The 15,412-nt window shown below is 35.7% G+C and carries 13 protein-coding genes and 1 riboswitch; of the genes, 7 read left to right on the top strand and 6 right to left on the bottom strand.

Annotation, left to right across the window (positions count from 1 at the left end):
* Window positions 1–6: 6 nt before the first annotated feature.
* Both C794_RS14950 and C794_RS14960 read right to left on the bottom strand, forming a co-directional pair.
* Entirely contained in the window at window positions 7–1,464 is a 1,458-nt protein-coding gene (locus C794_RS14950; protein ID WP_017797965.1) for a catalase, read from the bottom strand.
* A gap of 435 nt (window positions 1,465–1,899) precedes the next feature.
* The gene (locus C794_RS14960) at window positions 1,900–2,583 is read right to left on the bottom strand and encodes a copper homeostasis protein CutC (protein WP_017797967.1); all 684 of its coding nucleotides are present in this window, start codon (window positions 2,581–2,583) and stop codon (window positions 1,900–1,902) included.
* Between the two features lie 175 nt (window positions 2,584–2,758).
* Between C794_RS14960 and C794_RS14965 the strand changes: the two genes are divergently transcribed.
* The 5 genes from C794_RS14965 (at window position 2,759) to C794_RS14985 (ending at window position 9,276) form a co-directional block, all read left to right on the top strand.
* A complete protein-coding gene (locus C794_RS14965; RefSeq protein WP_017797968.1) occupies window positions 2,759–3,901 on the top strand; it encodes a CdaR family transcriptional regulator in 1,143 nt (380 codons plus the stop codon).
* 138 nt (window positions 3,902–4,039) lie between these two features.
* Complete coding sequence (locus C794_RS14970; protein ID WP_017797969.1) at window positions 4,040–5,308, top strand: GntP family permease; 1,269 nt, start codon at window positions 4,040–4,042, stop codon at window positions 5,306–5,308.
* An 18-nt stretch (window positions 5,309–5,326) separates the two neighbouring features.
* Window positions 5,327–6,469 carry a glycerate kinase gene (locus C794_RS14975; protein WP_017797970.1) on the top strand — a complete coding sequence of 381 codons (1,143 nt, stop codon included), beginning with the start codon at window positions 5,327–5,329 and terminating at the stop codon, window positions 6,467–6,469.
* A gap of 338 nt (window positions 6,470–6,807) precedes the next feature.
* A riboswitch (purine riboswitch) is annotated at window positions 6,808–6,909 on the top strand.
* Window positions 6,910–7,105: 196 nt separating this feature from the next.
* Entirely contained in the window at window positions 7,106–7,924 is an 819-nt protein-coding gene (locus C794_RS14980) for a purine-nucleoside phosphorylase (RefSeq protein WP_017797971.1), read from the top strand.
* A gap of 131 nt (window positions 7,925–8,055) precedes the next feature.
* Window positions 8,056–9,276, top strand: a complete 1,221-nt coding sequence (locus tag C794_RS14985) for a NupC/NupG family nucleoside CNT transporter (RefSeq protein WP_017797972.1) — start codon at window positions 8,056–8,058, stop codon at window positions 9,274–9,276.
* 278 nt (window positions 9,277–9,554) lie between these two features.
* Here the strand turns inward: C794_RS14985 and C794_RS14990 are convergent, their stop codons facing one another.
* Genes C794_RS14990 through C794_RS15000 form a run of 3 tightly spaced genes read right to left on the bottom strand, consistent with a single transcriptional unit; the run spans window position 9,555 to window position 12,121 of the window.
* Complete coding sequence (locus tag C794_RS14990) at window positions 9,555–10,043, bottom strand: hypothetical protein (RefSeq protein ID WP_017797973.1); 489 nt, start codon at window positions 10,041–10,043, stop codon at window positions 9,555–9,557.
* Window positions 10,043–10,834 carry a DUF3100 domain-containing protein gene (locus C794_RS14995; protein ID WP_017797974.1) on the bottom strand — a complete coding sequence of 264 codons (792 nt, stop codon included), beginning with the start codon at window positions 10,832–10,834 and terminating at the stop codon, window positions 10,043–10,045. Before C794_RS14995 ends, C794_RS14990 begins: the two co-directional genes overlap by 1 nt.
* A 12-nt stretch (window positions 10,835–10,846) precedes the next feature.
* Window positions 10,847–12,121, bottom strand: coding sequence for a M20/M25/M40 family metallo-hydrolase (locus C794_RS15000; protein WP_017797975.1), 1,275 nt, complete (start codon window positions 12,119–12,121; stop codon window positions 10,847–10,849).
* 332 nt (window positions 12,122–12,453) lie between these two features.
* Here C794_RS15000 and C794_RS15005 point away from each other — a divergent pair, with 332 nt between their 5' ends.
* A complete protein-coding gene (locus C794_RS15005; RefSeq protein ID WP_017797976.1) occupies window positions 12,454–13,995 on the top strand; it encodes an AbgT family transporter in 1,542 nt (513 codons plus the stop codon).
* Window positions 13,996–14,010: 15 nt separating this feature from the next.
* A complete protein-coding gene (locus tag C794_RS15010) occupies window positions 14,011–14,430 on the top strand; it encodes an OsmC family protein (RefSeq protein WP_017797977.1) in 420 nt (139 codons plus the stop codon).
* 67 nt (window positions 14,431–14,497) lie between these two features.
* On the opposite strand, the gene C794_RS15015 is transcribed toward C794_RS15010, so the two are convergent.
* Window positions 14,498–15,289 (bottom strand): SDR family oxidoreductase, encoded by a 792-nt coding sequence (locus tag C794_RS15015; protein ID WP_017797978.1) that lies wholly within the window; start codon window positions 15,287–15,289, stop codon window positions 14,498–14,500.
* Window positions 15,290–15,412 lie beyond the last annotated feature (123 nt).

Consider the following 15,412-nt stretch of genomic DNA (forward strand, 5'->3'; position numbering starts at 1 on the left):
ACATTATTAATCTTCTTTCATCATTGTTACAGCTCTATTCAGCTTTCTCGCTAAGTCTTCTGAAGCTTTCTGCATATAACCCTGAACAGTATTATATACTTCCGGTGATACAGTAGTTAATCCGCCTGCCATATTATTAATTAAATCTTCTTGTTGTTGGTCTGATAGAGAATCGTAAAACATACCAGGTTGTGTGAAATCATCCTGTTTTTCGATGTCCGATCGCTCTAACCTACCTTCAACATAGCGTCCATCACCACTTGTCACAAGGTTACCTGGCCACCAGTCAGATTCATGATTAACTGGTACATTACGAAAATCAGGACCTATCCGATAACGTTGTGAATCCCAATAAATATTTGCTCTTCCTTGTAACATCTTATCATCTGATAGTTCTACACCTTCTTGTAAATTAGATGGAGAAAAAGCCGCTTTTTCAACTTGCTCCATATAATTATCAGGATTCCTATTCAATACCATTCTTCCCACTGGTTGGAAAGGGAACTGTTGTTGATCCCATATTTTGGTATCGTCTAATGGATCATATGGTAGATTGGCAGCATCTTCAGGATCCATGATCTGTACATATAACCCAAATTCAACTGGCTCCCCTCTTTCAATGACATCATGTAAGTCCTGTCCTGCAATATCCGGATTCTCTCCCGCTAGTCGTACTGCTTCATCGTTACGAATATACTGTTCTCCAGCCAGCGGTGCCCACGTGTATTTAACAAAATATCGTTTTCCTTCTCCATTTTTCCAAACATAGGTATTTACACTATGCCCAGGCAAATGACGTAGACTTTTCACTGTACCAAGGTTGGAGTAAACAAGTAGTGTAAAGAGAAGTGATTCAGGCGCACGTGCCACAAAATTCCAGTAGCGTGTGGGATCGATTAAGTTATCTACCGGAGATGGTAAAAACGCTTTAATCGCTTCTGGAAAACGAATTGTGTCGCGAACAGAGAAAACAGGAATATGATTACATATCAAATCGAATATGCCGTTATCTGTATAAAATTTAGTGGAGAATCCTCTTACATTACGGGATGTATCTGGGGTTCCTTTTGTACTAACTGCTAAGGAGAACCGCACAAATACCGGCACTTCTGTACCCGGTGTCTGCAAGAAAGATAATGTTGTATAATCACTCATAGAATACAATGTTTCAAAATAACCAAAAGCTCCCCAACCTTTTACATGTACCGGTCTCTCTATTATCTTCTCATGAATAAATGTTTGTAATGTTTCGTGCTCAATATTGTCCTGTTTTAAAATTGGTCCACGTTTTCCGACAGTCTGTGAATGAATCTCTGCTGGAAGATCAATATCCCAGTTAAAAGCAGCAGGATTCGTATGGGATTTATCACCTGCATTTCCTTCATATCCATGTGGTCCTTGACTCCCATGCCCCTGTGAATAATTACGAGAATTTTTCAATTCATCGTTATTCCCATCAGTCATGATGTAACCTCCTAACACCAATTAAATAAACCTTTATCAAATTATGTTCCAGAGGAGTGAAATAGAACGTTTAGAGTATAAATTCGATAAACATATTTGTTTTAATCCATTTGATTAAGGGGATAGTTTAAAAAGGAGATTGATAACGATGCGCTTTGCACCATTTTTTATCCTAGCTATCTTTGGATATTTCTTCATCATTATTCCTCTCATTTATTTGATAGATTTCATATTTATTAAAGATGGTATTACATTTGGCAGTCTCAGAAACAATGCAATTGGATTTTTTCTAGCATTACTCTTTATTTACTTTATATTGTATAGGAGAAAAAAGAAAACGAAGCAAAAATAAAACCTATGCATATATGTAAAGAGCATAGGTTTTTGATACTATTATTGTAAATCTAGGTGTAATTTCCACGTTCATTCATTGGTCTATGAAATACGTTTGACTACCTGTAATTTCTCCGCATCTAACCCTTTTGAAAAATCCCCATCCGTCTGGATACCGGTTCCAAAATGGTACTGGTCAGCTTGAACAAAATAGTGTATTTCATTGAAATTATCCATATTTAAGCCCCCACCTGGTAAAATGCTTGGCCCTCTAGAGGAATTCGCTAATTCGACTAAACTCTTTAATGATTGCTTTCCTTCTAAACAATTTGAAGAACCACCAGAAGTTAAAATACGCTGTACATTACTACATTCAGCAATAGACAAATAAGCTTCTTCTAATGAAGGTACTTCATCAAAAGCACGATGAACCGTAATATCCAGCTCATCTGAGATACTTGCTGCCGTCTCTAAAGCATCCATGTTTATTGTACTGTCACGGTGCAAGGCACCAAAAACAATTCCTCTCCCACCTAATTCAACTATATTTCGAATATCTTCATATATTGTGTCTAACTCACACGCAGTATAAATGAAATGATAACTATGCGGTCTCACCATTATTTGTACAGGAATATTTACATGTTCTAGAACTTTTTTTATCGTCCCATAACTAGGAGTTAATCCTCCCTCTTTCATCCCAGACACTAACTCTAATCGATCCACTCCAAACTTTTCTGCTTGTATTGCTTCCTCCACTGTCTGCACAATTGCTTCGATATACATTTTGTCACTCCTATCTTTTGAATTCACCTATATGGTGGCAAAATCAAAAATTCTCTATTAAACTCACTGTAATTAATATATTCATCCTGTCAAGTGGCTATAGTAGATAGTATAATTCATACTAAACTTTCTATTGCTAACAAATCCTTTATACTATACATAGAAACAAAAGGAGTTGAAGACCATCTTAACCGAACAATTAGCAAACGAAATCGTAAAACGTACTATGTCCATTATACATGCCAATATAAATATTATGGATCAAACAGGTACAATCATCGCTTCAGGTGTACCTTCTAGAATCGGACAGTTACACGATGGAGCCGTTCAAGTAATTAAAGAAAAACATACGATTGAAATTGATACTTCAAGAACCAATCATTGGCATAGCTCTCAGCCAGGGATTAATTTACCTATTACTTTTCAAGAAAATATTGTAGGTGTAATCGGAATAACCGGACATCCAGATGATATCCGTGACTATTCTCAGTTAATCCAAATGGGTGCAGAACTTACGCTAGAACAGGCTTTTTTAACAAATGAAATTCAGCAAAATAAACAAATTCGCCAAAATCAAATCACTAATATTCTTTTAGGAACCGAACAAGATCAAACATATATTCAAGAAAGAGCACACTATGCAAAACTAGATATCAAAACAACCTATGCTGTTATTATCATATCTACACCAGTATTAGATAAAAAACATACAAAAGATGTAGAAAAACATATTCACTCTTGGCTTAATCAAGAAGATGAGTATATACCATTATTTACAAATCAACACCTTATACTAAAAAAAGAAATCCAACCATCTAGCAATACTCCTTTAAAGGATATTTTAATAGAAAAGCATAAGACTTCAGCTATCCCCCATATGACTATTGCAGTCGGGCCTTATTTAACGGGAGTAAACGGTTGGAGACAATCCTATCAAGAAGCACAAAAAATAATCGAAGTTGCAAATACACTATATCCATCAGGCGGGATATGGAGTTATCAAGACTTAAATCTTGCAATTTTGGCTTATGATTTGCTCAAGAATACCCCGCAGTCAACAAAGCAGCTAATTGCGACGTATCACCGCATTCTTACAGAGAATGATGGTACACAACTTCACCAAACATTAAAAACATATATAGAGGAAAACGGAAAAATGTCTATCACCTCCGATAAGCTATTTATTCATCGAAATACATTAACATATCGACTAGACAAAATATATCAAATAACTGGAAAAGACCCTAGAAATATTAATCACCTTCTAGAGTTAAAAATGGCTCAACTTTTATATAAACTTGAATCAAACAATAATTAACATCGTCATTCATGCAAACGCACAATAATAACACAAAGAAAACGCTGCCTTTTTGTTCAAATGACTAATGATATCCGATGCTGATAACGCTTACAATGAAGGTAGTATTAAAACTACATGTAATGAAGGTGAACAGCTATGGAAATAGAAGTAAGTGCATTCGGTGCAATTATCGGTTTAATTATATCAATTATAATGATATTAAAGAAGATCCCGCCTGTATATGGTCTTATGACAGGGGCACTAATTGGCGGATTAATAGGTGGTACAAATATTGTTGACACCGTTAGCTTAATGGTTAGTGGTGCCCAAGGAATTATTCCATCCGTATTAAGAATCTTGGCTGCAGGAATTCTCGCTGGTATCCTTATTGAATCAGGAGCAGCAGCTAAAATAGCACAATCCATTGTTACTAAGTTTGGTGAAAAACGCGCTCTATTAGCACTCGCATTAGCAACGATGTTCTTAACAGCAGTCGGTGTTTTTGTTGATGTAGCAGTAATAACCGTTGCTCCAATTGCTCTCGTAATCGCTTCTAATGCGGGTCTATCTAGAATAGCGATACTACTTGCAATGGTCGGTGGAGGTAAAGCAGGTAATGTGATGTCTCCTAATCCAAATACGATTGCAGTTTCTGATGCGTTTAATGTTCCGCTTATATCTGTGATGGGGGCAGGAGTTATTCCTGCTATATTCGGTATCGTTGCTACGTATATTATCGCGAAAAAGATTTCATCACGCGGTACAATGATTGAAGAAAAAGAAATCGAACAATCCGAGGAAAACACTTTACCATCATTGTTTACATCCTTACTTGGTCCAATTGTTGCAATTGTCCTACTTGCATTGCGACCTCTCTTCGATATTAATATCGATCCAATCATTGCACTTCCTGTCGGAGGGTTGATTGGAATTATTGCAATGGGACAATGGCGTAACACAAATGATTATATTAAAACTGGATTAGAAAAAATGGCACCTGTAGCTATTCTGTTAATTGGAACAGGTACACTAGCCGGAATTATCCAAAATTCACGTATTGATACAGTATTGATAAACGCATTAGAAGGACTTGGTTTACCAGCATTCTCGCTCGCTCCCGTCTCTGGAATATTTATGTCCGGTGCAACTGCATCAACTACAGCAGGGGCTACAGTAGCAAGTAGTGTATTTGCTTCTACCTTACTCGAAATGGGAGTAGCAGCATTGGGTGGAGCAGCAATGATTCATGCTGGTTCAACCGTAATTGACCATATGCCACACGGAAGCTTCTTCCATGCGACAGCAGGAAGTGTGGGGATGCAAGTAAAAGAACGATTAAAATTAATTCCTTATGAAACATTGGTAGGTTTAACTATCGCAATTGTATCTACGATTATATACGGAATTATACCGTTGTTCTTTTAAGTTAAGGAGTGAATGGAATTGAAGAAAAAGAAAATCGTAATCGCACCCGATTCATTTAAGGAAAGTATGACAGCACAACAAGCGGCAGTTGCAATTGCTAAAGGTGTTAAATCTGTATTTCAAGATAAGTTAGATCTCGAGCTAATACCAATGGCAGATGGCGGTGAGGGAACCATTCAATCCCTTGCCGATGCACTTGACGGCACCACACATTCCAAAAAAGTTACTGGACCTTTAGGAAATTCAGTTATCGCTAATTACGCAATTTCTGGAGATAAAACGACTGCAATTATCGAAATGGCCGAGGCTTCAGGAATTGCACTTGTCCCTAGTGAAATACGAAACCCTTTAAAAACAACGACCCATGGTACAGGACAATTAATACAAGCAGCTCTTGACCATAATGTAGAAAAAATCATTCTTGGCATTGGCGGAAGTGCCACCAACGATGGCGGAGCAGGAATGGTAGAAGCATTAGGTGGTAAATTGTTAAACAGCGAAGGAAACTCTATACCTTCAGGGGGAGGAAGTTTAATCGATCTCGATGACATCGACTTAAGTAATTTAGATAAAAGGTTACAGGATGTACAAATAATTGTTGCTTGTGATGTAGATAATCCACTATTAGGAGAGTACGGTGCAAGTGCAATTTATGGACCACAAAAAGGGGCAGATAAAAAAATGGTATCTGACCTTGATTCTGCTCTCAGCAATTACCATGATGTGTTAGAACGGGTTACAAAAAAGTCTGTCAAAGATATCCCAGGAGCTGGTGCAGCAGGAGGACTCGGAGCTGGATTACTAGCATTTCTTCATGCAAAGCTCGAACCTGGAGTAGAAATCGTCTTAAAAGAAACCAATTTTTACGAACGGGTGGTTGATGCAGACCTTGTCCTCACCGGTGAAGGAAAAATCGATGGACAAACCATCTATGGTAAAACCCCTATTGGGGTTGCCAAGGCTACAAAAAGATTCAACATTCCTGTTATAGCTTTAAGCGGAACCTTAGGTACTGATTATGAAAAAGTCTATAACCATGGAATCGATGCAGCATTTAGTATTGTTCAAGGTCCTTGTGATTTAGAAGATGCCTTAAAAAATGGACCGAACTACTTGGAAGGATTGGCAAGGAACGTGGCAAAATTACTAGTTATTCATTAAAGAAAATTTTATGGTTACCAGCCCTTGTAAATATGGCACAATACTTTCACCATAAAGGGAACTTTATTCAATGGGGATCGATCTTTCCCTACGTAATGAATGGTAGTTCACCTTCATAATTTTGGATAAACCAAAAATTCTAAAAGGGACACTCGCATTTTATGAGTGTCCCTTTTAATTAATATGACAGTTATTCATTGTTTACAATTTTAACGAACTAGACAATATAAAATCTATACTCAACATTCATTTTTGATTAAAACACGAACATTAATTGTATTTTTGTTTAAAATGTTCACTTTTCGCTTGCTAACATACTTTTAATTTGCTATATTAATAGCGAAATTAAATATTGTACTCGTATATGTTCAGTAATATGGTCTGAACGTCTCTACCAAGTTCCCAAAAAGAACCGGACTACGAGTTGAAGTTATATGTATGGACAAATGAGTTAATTGCTCTCTTGTCTATCATGTTTTGGTGTGGTATTTCACATTGTAAACAAACTTTGACTCTAATAGGCCTGGAAAAGGTAGAATTAATTCTATCTTTTTCAGGCTTTTTTACTTTAGTATTCGGGTTCATTTATCAAACTTCGCATCAGTTTTATAACACAGTATTTAGGAGGAAACAGAAATGCATAAAACAGAAGAAATATTAGAAGCAAAATCATTTATCTCGGAACAAACAGGCATTAAACCAGAAATAGGAATGATTCTCGGATCAGGATTAGGAAGCCTCGCTGAAGAAATAGAAGACGCTGTTGTTATACCTTATGAAACTATTCCTTACTTCTCCAAATCAAATGCAGTTGGACATGCAAATGAATTGGTGATTGGACATTTACAAGGTAAAAAAGTAGTAGCTATGAAAGGTCGCTATCATTATTACGAGGGATATACTTTGGATGAAGTTACTTTTCCTGTACGGGTCTTAAAAGCATTAGGGGTGGAAAAACTAATCATCACAAATTCTTGTGGTGCAGTTAATACTGATTTTAACCCTGGTGAACTAATGTTAATTAGTGACCACATTAACCTTGTTGGTACAAACCCATTAATAGGCAAAAACAATGAAGACCTAGGTACACGCTTCCCAGATGTTTCCGAAGTTTATAGTCGTAACTTACGAGCTTTAGCTCGAGATGCAGCCCAAGATTTGAACATAACATTACAAGAAGGTGTATACGGTTGGTGGAGTGGCCCTGTTTATGAAACACCTGCAGAAATTCGAATGATTCGTATACTTGGCGGAGATGCAATTGGTATGTCTACCGTACCAGAAGCACTTATTGCCATTCATTCTGGACTAGAAGTATTAGGAATTTCTTGTTTAACCAATATGGCTTGTGGGATATTAGATCAGCCTTTAAGTCATGAGGAAGTTATTGAAGTAGCGGGTCAATCTCGTGACAAATTTGTTCAGTTAATACAACAAACATTAAAATTGCTGTAACTCTATTGATACCTTATAAGTTTATCTATACGTACATCAAGAAAAAATCGATAATCCAAGATACAAAAATACTGTTTGCTAACTATTAATCTTGGATTTACTAATAAACACAAAAATGAAGAGGTGTAAATATGAGTTTCATATGGGGATTAGCTGGTTGCTTAGTAATTACTCTACTCTCATTTCTATTATCTGAAAAAAAGAAATCTATTAATATAAGGACCGTTTCTATTGGGTTTATCTTACAAGTAATTTTTGGATATATCGTGTTAAAGTGGGAGTTTGGAAAGGATACCCTTGCTTACGTGTCAACAGCGATAAATGACATTATTGATTATGGCCATGAAGGAATTGCCTTTGTTTTTGGCCCATTAGCGGATAGAGGTGGAGATGTCGCCGTATTTGCAGTGAACGTCCTAGGAATGATTATCTTCCTCACTGTTCTCATCGCATTGTTATATCACTTTGGAATCATGCAATACATGGTGCGCTTCATAGGTGGTTTTATCTCAAAAATCATGAAAACATCTTATGCTGAATCAGCTGCTGCTGCAGCTAATATTTTTGTTGGGAATACACAGGCACCTTTAGTAGTAAAACCGTATATCGCTAACATGACTAGATCACAGCTGTTCTCTGTAATGGTTGGTGGGTTGGCGTCTGTCTCAGGTGCAATTATGATAAGCTTAGCAGCAATGGGAATTCCCTTAGAATACCTGCTATCAGCGGCAATTATGTCCGCTCCTGCAGGAATTATGATTGCAAAGGTCATCATACCGGAGTCAGAAGAAATAAATGAAAATGAATGGAAAGAAACTGTACTTGCCTCGAGTGAAGAGAAGACTAATATTATTGATGTTATTTTCACGAGCTCGAAGGAAGGATTACATTTTGCAGTGAACGTCGGCTTGATGCTAATCGCCTTTATTGGATTAATAGCATTAATAAATGGAATTTTGGGCTGGGGCGGCTCACTATTTGGCTTTGAAAATTTTTCTTTGGAATTAATTCTAGGTTATCTATTTGCACCAATTGCCTTTGTTATCGGTATTCCATGGGACGAAGCACTTGTAGCTGGAAATTTACTTGCACAGAAGTTATTATTAAATGAATTTGTTGCATTTGCTCAGCTTTCTACGATGGTTGATAGCTTATCAGACAGAGCTTTAGCAGTACTGACATTTGCTTTAAGTGGATTTGCTAATTTTGGAGCAGCTGGAAGTATTGTCGGGATGCTCTCTAACATGGTCCCACAACGTAAGACTGAGATTCAAAAACTTATGCTGAAGGCATTAATTGCAGCCACATTTGCTAACCTTTTGAATGGTGCCATTGTATCAATGTTTTTCTAAGATTCACATCATAAATTAGAAGAATCTAGGCAAAGACATGCTAAAAAGAATAAATGTAGACTTATGAAGTCGGAGTCTACTGGCGAAACTGATAAAAGTTTTATAAAAAAGGAATGGGATACACAAGAATAATGTGTTCCATTCCTTTTTATAAAACATTTAATTTAAAATAGAAGATTATATTATTAAACGTTATAAATGTATGCCTATAGGCTACTTAAACAAAATCAGACATATACTGGCAGTTTATCCCGCATTCTCACTCTATAGCTAAACATTTAATTCCCTGCTAGATAAAGCCCTAATGTCGCAATTAATGCACTTCCAATGTAAGTTCCTGTAAAAACAAACACCGCTACAATGGCTACCCTCCATGAAGTGTTTTTCAAATCAACTAATCTATTTGCTACTGATATACCAGCAAATGTTAATATAGGTGTCGTAATTGATAAGAAATCAACTGCTTGTATAGCTTGTATAAAAAAATCTGATAACAGACACATCAATAACGAAACAATAGATACCCATCCCAAAACCGGGAATTCACGCAAGATCGATATAGAAGTTTTATTTACTAAATCAGATATCAAAATCCCAATCATCGAAAATAACCACAGGACACCTAATCCTAACACCGTCATACCAGTTACCGGCATAGAGTTTGGGTCTTTCAAGTGCTTTATTTCCTGTGTAAACATAATCAATCCTACACTCAAAAATATGATCAGACCAAATTTAATATATTTATTAGATAATAGTCCCGTCATTACTTCTCACCTCGAACTAGAAGTTTATACATAAATTGTTGTAATGGAGCAGCTAAAAATACCATCGTAAATGTTCCAAGAAAACTAGTTAATAACTGGCTTGCTGATGCATAAGCCAAAATAGTACTCTCCATTTCTGGCATTTGTGCTACAAGACTTGCCGAAGAAGCACTCATCATACTTCCAGAACCAACACCAGAAGCCATCGCTAATGCCTCTACTCTTATTCCCAAACCTAAAAGAATGGGAGCTAGAATACTAAAGAAGATAGCTCCAAATAACGTACCAATAATGTATAAAGATAAAACTCCTCTTCCCTCTTTTGAATCTAAAGTATATTTTTCAGAGATATAAGCAAGCTCACCTTCTCTTCCAATACCTAGCGTTGCACCTATTGCCTCTCTACGTAAACCAATCATTATTGCTATTGGCAAACCAAAAATAACCGTTCCCAAGTTCCCGAATTCTTGGAAAATAAATACCCACCCAATTTGTAGTATTTCTCTAATCTGAGGGGCAACGTCTGCTCCATAACGAGCCATTAAAGGGAGCATAATAAATATCAAATACTTTCCAGAAAACTCAATGTTTACTTTACTATAAATTTGTTTCCAAAAACCTTTTCGAAAGAACTGCAAACCTAATATCATCGTTATTACAATAGCAAATACTAAAGGCAATACCCCAATAGAGATGTCTCCTATAGATATACTTTGGAAACCTATCATCTCAGAAATTGTAATGATAACTAATACAAACGCAATCAAATAAACCAAATCTTTTATTTTCAACTGTATCGCTCCCTATATTTGATCAGTTTCCTTCACAATATGTTGAATGACATTCATATAATCTTGATAAGTTCGACGATAAATTTTAGAAGTGTCGATATTTCCGTCTAATTTATCGATGACTTGACTTAAAAATCTTGGAAAAACCTCATAAATAAATTCCGGATCAATATCTATGAAATCATCACCATGAATCGTACCCGTGAAACCACTGTATCCAATCTGTATACAAGGAATCATATAAGACAGATCTCCAATATCTCCTGCAGCACTAATAGCATTATTATTCCAGATCTCTTCTATCTCGTTATTTTCATCAAATGCTTCACCAACAAATGTTGAAAGATACCTATCTTGAATAAACGGTAAATATCCCATTTGAGTTTTTGTCTCTACTTCCCCGTTTAGCGCAATAGCACTACCTTTGGCAGCTGCATCTAATTTACCAGCTACCTCTTTCATATAATCAACGGACCTTGTACGTAAATCGGTGCCTACAGTTATCTGATTAGGTATGACATTCGTAGACATATCTGACTCCATTACAATTGGATTAATTCTTACATTTTCCCCATCCTTTAATTGTTGTCTCCCTAACCCAACTGCTGTATTGAATAAAGTAGATATATTATAGGCATTTATTGATGAAAATGGATCAAAACCTGCGTGTGTCGCTTTTCCTTTAAACGTATATTTTTTATATAGAAATCCAGCTAAATCACAATTAATCTCAATTGTTCGTTTTGAAAACTCTCCTCCTATTGCATGCACACAAATTCCAATATCAATATCATCAAATACACCAAGTTTCATTGCTTCTGGCTTTCCACCATAATGACTGATTTTCTTCTGGCTCATTAACTCTTCTCTATACTCTAGATCTAAATATTCTTCCGCAGGTACAAAGATAAAAGTGATTTTGTAGGTTAAATCTTTATACGCTTTAGATTGATATAAGTAATTATAAAGACTTAGTGCAATCGCAACTTGTGTATAATGGCCACAATTATGTGCAGCACCTGTTTGTTCATCTGCGTACATATGAGAAGGAGCATAAACAGCATCTAATTCTGCAATAAAAGCAATATTAATATCCGCATGTTCACTTCCTAGCGACGTTCGAAAACCTGTCGTACTAAAGTAGTCCAACTTAATATTTGGATTAATTGTTGTTAAATAATTAATGATTGTTTGCTTTGTATTCTCTTCTTTATAACCTAATTCAGGATGATGATAGATCTTTTCTGCTATACTTTTTATTTCTTCATAATTATCTTTAAAGTACACTTTTTACCCTCTCCCTTTATAAAAATCATTAAATTTCCAATGACCAACAAACAAATTCCGAACATTTCTTAAGTTTAATTATAAAAATGTTCGCTTTTCATCAATAAATCTATCAATACTCACTTCAATTGTCAATATAAAATTCTTAAAATTATTACAAAAACTGACAAAATAATATTTAATTCGACAAAAATAACCAATAGCATAAAAAGTTTTATAGAATTGCAACTAATATTCTGGTTCAAACTAATACTGAATCAATTTACTAGACATAATTAATCTCATCTGTATACTAGGATATGTATTTATAGTTATTCATATAGGAGGAAAAAATGAGTCATAAGAATCAATCCAAATCGATAAAAGCATTAAATACGATAGAAAAGTTAGGGAATAAACTCCCTCACCCTGTAACAATATTCATCTTATTCACCTTAATTGTCATTTCCTTATCACATATTTTATATCTCATGGGAGTGTCAGTTTCATTCGAAGGTGTTAATAATGAAACAATGGAAAGAGAAACACTTTCAGTAGAGGCAATCAGTTTACTTACACCAGATGGTATTGCCCACATGTTTTCCAGCGTTGTCGGTAATTTCACTTCATTTGTAGCACTAGGACCAGTACTTGTTGCAATGCTTGGCGTTGGGGTTGCTGAAAAAAGTGGATATATTAGTGCTTTAATGACTAATACTGTATCTAAAGCGCCAAGACGTTTTGTTACACCGATTGTTGTATTAATGGGTGTACTTTCCAATGTAGCTGCATCTGTAGGGTATGTTGTACTTGTACCATTAGGAGCAATCATATTTTTAGGTTTTAATCGTCACCCTTTAGCAGGGCTTTCTGCAGCTTTTGCTGGTGTAGCTGGTGGATACTCTGCCAATTTAATAATAGGTACAAATGATCCTTTACTAGCTGGTATTTCTACAGAGGCAGCGAGAATTTTAGATGCAAGCTATGTTGTTAACCCAACAGATAATTGGTTTTTCATGCTGGCATCTACATTCATAATTGTAATTTTAGGTACAATTATTACAGATAAACTCGTTGAACCTAAATTAGGAACATACACTTCAGGTGAAGATTGCAATGATGATAATACCAAAGTAACTCAAGTAGAGAAAAAAGGACTTTTCTGGGCAAATATATCAATATTAATAACGATTATTGCCATAGCATTACTAGTCATTCCAGAAAATGGGCCTTTAAGAGGAGAGAATGGAAGTATTATTACTTCTCCATTTATGAGTAGTATTATTTTTCTAATGATGTTAATCTTTTTAATTCCTGGTATTGTTTATGGAATTGTTACGAAAACTGTTCGCAATGACAAAGATATAGCGAGCCTAATGACTTCCTCTTTAGAGACAATGGCCGGATTTATCGTATTGATATTTTTCGCCGCACAATTCGTTGCATTTTTCAATTATACTAACTTAGGTACTATTATTGCTGTAAACGGGGCTAACCTATTGGAAGCAATCGAATTAAATGGCGTATTCTTACTTATTGCTTTAATTTTGATTACCGCCATCATTAATTTATTTATCGCAGCTGACTCTGCAAAATGGGCAATTATGGCACCAGTGTTTATTCCAATGTTTATGCAGATGGGGATCTCTCCAGAAGTAACACAAGTAGCATACCGAATTGGCGATTCTGCAACAAATATTATCGCTCCATTAATGCCATTTTTTCCACTTGTTGTAGCATTTGCTCAAAGATATGGAAAGCAAAATGGAATAGGTACTGTAATTTCACTAATGCTTCCCCATTCAATAGTAATTCTGATTACATGGATGATATTCTTTTCTATCTGGTACATTCTTGGAATACCTGTTGGACCAGGAACAAGCTTAAACTATTAAGAAAGGATGATAAAGATGAAAGTGACTACTAAATGGACTGGCGGTAGAGCATTTACTGCTACGGGTGATTCAGGATATGAAATAAATATGGATGCAACAGAAGCTTACGGGGGCCTAGGTAAAGGCGCTACTCCAACCGAAATGCTTTTAAGTTCATTAGCAGGTTGTATCGGTATTGATGTAACGATGATATTGAGACCACACCTTGATAAAATAACAAAGATAGAAATAGAAACTGACGGTATTAGAAAAGAAGAAGCTCCGAAAGGATTTACGGATATTGTTGTTACTTTTATTATCGATGGTGATATTGATAGCAAAAAAGTATGGCGTGCAATCAATTTAGGAGAAGAAAAATATTGCTCTGTATCCGATTCATTAAAAGCAAATATCTCATTTGAATTAATTCTAAATGGAGAGAGCAAAACCATATAATTTAAAAAAGCGCTTAGAGATTAAACTCATTCTAAGCGCTTTTTTTATATCTTAAATAAGATGAAATCTACAACGCCTTCACCATACCGCCATCAACTAATAACGATTGTCCAGTTATATACGTATTGGCACCCGAACATAAGTATACTACTAAATTGGCGAATTCTTTGGGCTTCCCATAGCGTCCTATTGGAATGGATGATTCCGCTTTTGATTTTACGTCTTCATAACTTATGTCTTGCTGTTCTGCTACAAATTCATCTAAATGCTTTACACGATCTGTTCCAATTCTCCCTGGCCCAATCGTGTTGATTAAAATGTTATCCGGGGCTAATTCTTGTGATAAACTCTTCGCCAAACCAATAATTCCTGCTCTAAATGTATTAGATAGGATTAAATTATCAATAGGTTGTTTAATAGACGATGAAGCAATATTTACAATATGCCCACTTCCCTGTTTTCGCATATGAGGCAATACTTCTCTTATTAAACGCACGAAGCTAAGTAAGTTTAATTCAAATGCACCGGTCCAATCCTCATCACTTACACTATCAAAGTTTCCGGCAGGCGGACCTCCAGCGTTATTAACAAGAACATCAACAGTTCCATTTAATTCAATTGTCTTTAACACTAATTCTCTTACAGACGTTGGATTAGTAATATCGCAAACAATATAGTTCACATTGTGATTTCCAGTTACTGAACGAATTTCATCTTGTGCTTTCTCTAATTCTTCTTGATTACGACTCGAAATAATAACCTTTGCCCCTTCTGCAGCAAATTGCTTTGCAGACGCCTTTCCTAACCCTTTACTAGAAGCCGCAACAATTACTGATTTCCCATGCAAACCTAAATCCATAATGTTTTCCCCTTCCCCTTCTCTAAAAAGAGAAATTTAATCTCATTTTAGATACCCTTTTTAATTATTGTACCAATAGTTCCATTCCAGACAAAACTAGAATTTTAAGTCTACTAGCTATTA

The organism is Oceanobacillus kimchii X50, assembly GCF_000340475.1.
In the GTDB taxonomy this organism is placed as follows: domain Bacteria; phylum Bacillota; class Bacilli; order Bacillales; family Amphibacillaceae; genus Oceanobacillus; species Oceanobacillus kimchii.

Coding starts and splice junctions, on each gene's coding strand:
- C794_RS14950 (WP_017797965.1), bottom strand. CDS start 1,464: ATGACTGATGGGAATAACGATGAATTGAAAAATTCTCGTAATTATTCA.
- C794_RS14960 (WP_017797967.1), bottom strand. CDS start 2,583: ATGTATATCGAAGCAATTGTGCAGACAGTGGAGGAAGCAATACAAGCA.
- C794_RS14970 (WP_017797969.1), top strand. CDS start 4,040: ATGGAAATAGAAGTAAGTGCATTCGGTGCAATTATCGGTTTAATTATA.
- C794_RS14980 (WP_017797971.1), top strand. CDS start 7,106: ATGCATAAAACAGAAGAAATATTAGAAGCAAAATCATTTATCTCGGAA.
- C794_RS14985 (WP_017797972.1), top strand. CDS start 8,056: ATGAGTTTCATATGGGGATTAGCTGGTTGCTTAGTAATTACTCTACTC.
- C794_RS14990 (WP_017797973.1), bottom strand. CDS start 10,043: ATGACGGGACTATTATCTAATAAATATATTAAATTTGGTCTGATCATA.
- C794_RS15005 (WP_017797976.1), top strand. CDS start 12,454: ATGAGTCATAAGAATCAATCCAAATCGATAAAAGCATTAAATACGATA.
- C794_RS15010 (WP_017797977.1), top strand. CDS start 14,011: ATGAAAGTGACTACTAAATGGACTGGCGGTAGAGCATTTACTGCTACG.
- C794_RS15015 (WP_017797978.1), bottom strand. CDS start 15,289: ATGGATTTAGGTTTGCATGGGAAATCAGTAATTGTTGCGGCTTCTAGT.